The 5266-nt window shown below is 40.0% G+C and carries 5 protein-coding genes; 3 read left to right on the top strand and 2 right to left on the bottom strand.

Annotation, left to right across the window (positions count from 1 at the left end; all coding sequences use genetic code 11):
• Positions 1–415: 415 nt before the first annotated feature.
• The 3 genes from ychF (at position 416) to FWE37_09010 (ending at position 2734) form a co-directional block, all read left to right on the top strand.
• Positions 416–1528 (top strand): redox-regulated ATPase YchF, encoded by a 1113-nt coding sequence (gene ychF / locus FWE37_09020; protein MCL2521120.1) that lies wholly within the window; start codon positions 416–418, stop codon positions 1526–1528.
• Positions 1529–1593: 65 nt separating this feature from the next.
• Positions 1594–2025, top strand: coding sequence for a hypothetical protein (locus tag FWE37_09015; GenBank protein MCL2521119.1), 432 nt, complete (start codon positions 1594–1596; stop codon positions 2023–2025).
• A complete protein-coding gene (locus tag FWE37_09010; GenBank protein ID MCL2521118.1) occupies positions 2018–2734 on the top strand; it encodes a hypothetical protein in 717 nt (238 codons plus the stop codon). Before FWE37_09015 ends, FWE37_09010 begins: the two co-directional genes overlap by 8 nt.
• Positions 2735–2792: 58 nt before the next feature.
• Here FWE37_09010 and FWE37_09005 read toward each other — a convergent pair whose 3' ends face one another.
• The gene (locus FWE37_09005; GenBank protein ID MCL2521117.1) at positions 2793–4097 is read right to left on the bottom strand and encodes an NCS2 family permease; all 1305 of its coding nucleotides are present in this window, start codon (positions 4095–4097) and stop codon (positions 2793–2795) included.
• Between the two features lie 192 nt (positions 4098–4289).
• Positions 4290–4844, bottom strand: a complete 555-nt coding sequence (locus FWE37_09000; protein ID MCL2521116.1) for a hypothetical protein — start codon at positions 4842–4844, stop codon at positions 4290–4292.
• Between the last annotated feature and the right edge of the window lie 422 nt (positions 4845–5266).

The raw sequence follows: 5266 nt of genomic DNA, 5'->3' as shown, positions 1-5266 counted from the left end.
GTTATTTAACCCCCTAGAATCCGCAGCCCATAAACTATGCCGCTTAATGCAGACCGTAGAGAAAAAAGTTCATAAAGAACTTAACGTTATGTCGCCCGGTATCATCACCGCCGTCAACCCCGCCAAAAGCCAAGTGATAGTTGAAAACTGATAACTGAAAAACTTTTAATTCTTAACTTTCACCTTTCAGTTTTCAGTTTAATCAATATGGCTCCACAAGCAGGAGATGAATGTATCGTGATATTTGCTAACGATAGCTGGTATAGGGTGATAAGGAGTAATGACCCCAATTTAGAGAAGGTAAAACACCCGAACAAAAACCGGACTGTTGTCGTTTAAATTGCAACGGCTCTTGACGCAACTATCGGTTATATTGTAAAGTTTAGTAATACTCAACTTTAAGGAAGTAGTTAAATTGAAACTAAATTGCGGTATTGTCGGCTTACCTAATGTGGGCAAATCCACTATTTTTTCTAGTTTAAGCAATGCACCGGCAGAGGCCGCCAATTATCCATTTTGTACCATAGAGCCTAATGTGGGTATCGTTGCCGTCCCTGATGAACGGCTAGATAAAATAGATGGTCTTATTAAGGCCGATAAAAAAATATACACTACCATCGAGTTTGTTGATATTGCCGGCCTTGTGGCCGGCGCCAGTAAGGGTGAGGGGTTGGGGAACAAATTTTTGGCCAATATTAGGCAATGCGGTATGGTGGCCCATGTGGTACGCTGCTTTGACGATAGCGATGTTGTGCATGTGGCCGGTAAAGTAAACCCACTTAACGATATAGAAGTTATAGAAACCGAACTTATTTTAGCCGATCTTGAAAGTGTGAATAACCGTCTAGAAAAAAATAAAAAAGCCCTGCGCAGTCCCGATAAAAAAATAAGCGGCCTTGCTGCCGCTGAGATGGAGCTGCTGGAAAAATTAAAACTACACCTAGATAGTGGCCGGCGGGCCAGTTTATTTGCGATGAATGAGAATGAGCTGGAGTTACTATCGCCCCTTTCGTTAATTACTTTAAAAAAGCAAATATTTGTTTGTAATGTTGATGAAGCCGGTATTAATAACCCGGCCAACCCTTATGTTAAAACAGTTGAGGCATTAGCCAAAAAAGATAACACCCCCGTTATTGTACTTTGCGGCAAGCTGGAGGCCGAAATTAGTCAGCTGGAAAATATCGAAGATAAAGTTATGTTTTTAGAAGAGGCCGGTATTACCGAGACAGGTTTGCAAAAACTAGCCCGTACCGCCTTTTTTATGCTGGGCTTGCGCACTTTTTTTACCGTTGGCGGGGTAGAAAACCGGGCTTGGAGCTTTAAAGCTGGTACCACCGCTCCTGAGGCTGCTGGGGTTATCCACACCGATTTTACCAAAGGTTTTATTAAAGCCGAAACTTATAACTGTGCCGACTTATTCGAGCTGGGTAGCGAGCAAGCCATTAAGGCCAAAGGCAAACTTAGGCAAGAAGGTAAAGAGTATATAGTGCAAGACGGCGATATTATGTTTTTTAAATTTAATTTGTAGGGTGCAAGCTAAAATGGCCGCTTGCTTTAGCCGGCTATTTTTGTTATAGTAACTATTGTAAAGATATGCGTAATACTCTCTTTTTAGCCTTAGTTTTAATAAATTTAACTTTTGGGGTGTCTTTAGCTGCTCAAAATGATAATCAGCTTAACCTTATTAGTCTAGCCTTAAGGCAACCCGTTATGGCCAGCGATACAACGCTTGGCTCTTTACTTCCTGTCGAGCATAACTACGTAATTTTTATGCAAAGTTTTTTTACAGCTTTACGTGCCAATAATTATAGCCGCTTTTTAGCCCCAGCCACTGCCGCCGTATTAGCCGATTATTTAAACCGTAATCGTGCAGCCTTTAACCCTAATGGTTTGGTTTTTGGTTTGACGGCCGAAGGTGAACAAATTAGGTTATTATTTAAACGACCCGAACAAGATAGTTACGGCGAAGTTATTCTAATTAACGATAATAATCAACTGTTGATAGAGGCTATTAGTTTTGGCTAACCTCCACAACCTTGCCCAGCTGGGAACTATTAAGAGGGCACGCGGCTACTATCTTTATAATACTAAAGGGCAAAGGTTTTTAGATTTAGCCCTTAACAACGGCACCGCTTTATTGGGGTATAACCCTACGGCTTATGGCGTAGCTTTAAAAAACCCCATTGAACAAGCTATGTACAGCCCGTTGCCTAATTTATGGCAAGAGCGGCTACGCAAAGCCTTAGCTAAGCACTTTAATTGTTATGTTTATTTTTATCTAACTTTACCCGACGTAGTTAAAAATGATAAAGCCATTAATGATTACCGCCCCTTTTTAACTACTAAAGTTGACAAACCTATGCGTTTACTTTGGCCGGAGCCTATGCAGCTTTATACTATTGTGCTTAGCCCCAACCCTTTAGGTGATGATGACTATATTCCTGCTTTTTTATGCCGTGCCAGTTTACGTATTGCAAGCCGCCTTAATACGATTACTCTCAATAATAAGTTAGCTGCTTTATTTGATAGTTATCCACAGCTTTGGCAGCGGCAAAATATTTATTTTACCGGTAAACTTGATGATAATCTTTACAGCCAGCTATTTACTAGGGCTGTAAGTTTAGGCCTGCTTTTGCCACCCGCTAACCGGTACTGGGGGTCTTTAACTATGCCTACTACGGAATATGAGCTTAAAAGTTTGGCTAAAGTGTTTGGAGAGTTTAGCGGTTTTTAAAAGTCAGCCCTATTGTAAAATAGGGCTAGTAAATTTAAAAATAATTAATTATCTAGCTCTAGCTATTAAAATAAAACTGCATAGCTAAAAACACAGCGGCTACCACATAAGTAGCCGGTTTAATTTGTTTAATTTTACCGCTAAATAATTTAATAACTACATAGCTAATAATACCAAAGGCAATACCATCAGTAATGCTGTAGCTTAGAGGCATCATTAAAATGGTAAAAAAAGCCGGTATGGCCTCACTAAAGTCATCAAAGTTTATTTCCGTGATGGGACTTAACATAAAAAGACCCACAATAAATAAAGCCGGAGCAGTTGCGGCAGCCGGTATAATTAAAAATAACGGCGATAAAAACAAAGCCACAAAAAATAGCGCCGCTACCGTTAAAGCGGTAAGGCCGGTGCGGCCACCCTGCGCTACGCCGGCGGCACTTTCTACATAAGTTACGACGGGGCTGGTGCCCATTACGGCGCTAACTATGCTGGCAATGGCATCGCTTAAAAAAGCCTGCTTCATACCGGGCAGCTGGCCGGCTTTATTAAACATTTTGGCTTTGGTGGCTACACCAACTAAAGTACCAATCGTATTAAATAAATTAATAAAAACCAGCACCATTACAACAATAAGCATATCTAAGCTAAGCAGCTCGCTAAAATCAAAATGAAAGAAGATAGGCGCTAACGAAGCCGGTAAGCTAACCGGGCTGGATAGGCCGCTTAAGTTGGTAACTCCCATAGGTATACCTATAAGGGTAGTAATGATAATACCAATAAGCAAAGCCCCTTTAATGCGTAAGGCTAGCAAAATACCTATAACCAATATCCCTATTAAGGCAAGGCTGGCTGTACCGCCGGCAGTTATATCGCCTAACGCCAGCAAAGGGTAGCTGTGTTCAATTACGCCGGCATTGGTGAGACCGATTACAGCGATAAAAAGGCCAATACCACTGGCAATAGCTTTTTGTAAGCTAACGGGGATAGCATTAACAACAATCTCTCTAATGTTAAGGACGGTAATTAATAAAAAAACAATACCTGATAGCAGCACAGCCGTTAAAGCAAAAGGCACGCTTTTGCCCATACCTACTACAATAGTGTAGGCAAAAAAGGCATTAATACCCATACCGGGCGCTAAAGCAAAGGGTAATTTAGCATAAAGAGCCATAATTAGGGTGCTAATACCCGCACTTAAAATGGTGGCCGTCATTAGTGCTCCTTGCGGCATACCGGTAACGGCGAGCACGGCGGGGTTTACCACAATAATATAGGCCATTGTGGTAAAAGTTACCACACCGGCTAATAATTCGGTTCTTACCGAGCTATTGTGCTCCTTAAGTTTAAAATAATTTTGTAACATACTTTTTTACCTCTCTTTGGGTAGTTGTTGTCAATTAAGGTAGAGCATAATTTGCCGTTAATCTTTCTTTATGACCTCTTTTAGGGTAGAAATTTAGCGACAAAGCTTTATCTTAATTGCAGCATTATATTACTCTTTTTTTAACAACTTTGTAAAGACTGTGCGTATAGCGGGAGTGGCAAATTAGTACACCTACAAAAAATCGAGGTGGGAAAAAGGGTAGGAAATGTACCCTTTAGGCGATATACGATTAGGAAATCGTTTTCTATAGTTAAGCTTCTCTTCACCGAATTTGTTATAGGCATTTATGAAAAGAGTTAATACAGCTTTAAGTGTTTCAAACTTTCTAAAAAAGCATCTGCTTTTACGCTGTAAACCTGCTATATAACACCTAATATTCGCATTAGTTCCTTCTATTATGTGAGTATCTTGTTTATTTTGAGTGTTTCTCCTATGTTTGCCTATAAAATCTACTCCCAAGTAAATAGCTCCACCATCGGTGTGATAGTTTTTGACCTCTGGTAAACTATCTATCATCTCTTGTACAGCATTACTTTCTAAATTATGGCTTACTCTAAAGTCTAATATTTGTCTAGGTTCTCTGCTAACTGTTGTCATTAGCCTGCAAACAGTTATGCTGTTTGTTATCTTTGTTTCACTATCTTGTTTTGTTCCTGTAAACCAGTATATTTCATCAAGCTCAAAGTGAACTACATCCGTTTGTGGGCTTATCCAAACCTTCTCCAACTTTTTTTTCGGCTGCCCTCGCCCAGTAGTAAGCAGTATTTTTACTTATTCCTAATATTTTTCCAACTTTCCTACCGCTATTGCCAGCTAAAAGTAATTTTTAGGCTACTTTTTTCTCTTCTTCGTTATACCGCTTGGGGTTAGGTGTGTAATAAGCTCCACATTTTTTACAAAAATACTTTTGACTTCCAGCTCCCGTAAAACCTCTCTTTATCTGCTCATCGCTTCCGCATTTTTTGCACCTTATTTCCATTTCTCTATTATATCATAAGTGTATTACTTTGGCACTCCCCTTATTAAGGAGTGGCCAAAAGATAGCTAAATAAAATCGGCATGGCTACAGCCGTAGTCTCCTTGATAATCTTTCCAGTTAGGGTGAGCCTTATGCCAAAGGTATTTTTCTTCTCCAAACTTATTATAGG

This window comes from Spirochaetaceae bacterium (assembly GCA_009784515.1).
Classification (GTDB): domain Bacteria; phylum Spirochaetota; class Spirochaetia; order WRBN01; family WRBN01; genus WRBN01.
The sequence above is the reverse complement of the archived record's forward strand: the minus strand, read 5'-3'. Positions and strand labels throughout refer to the sequence as shown.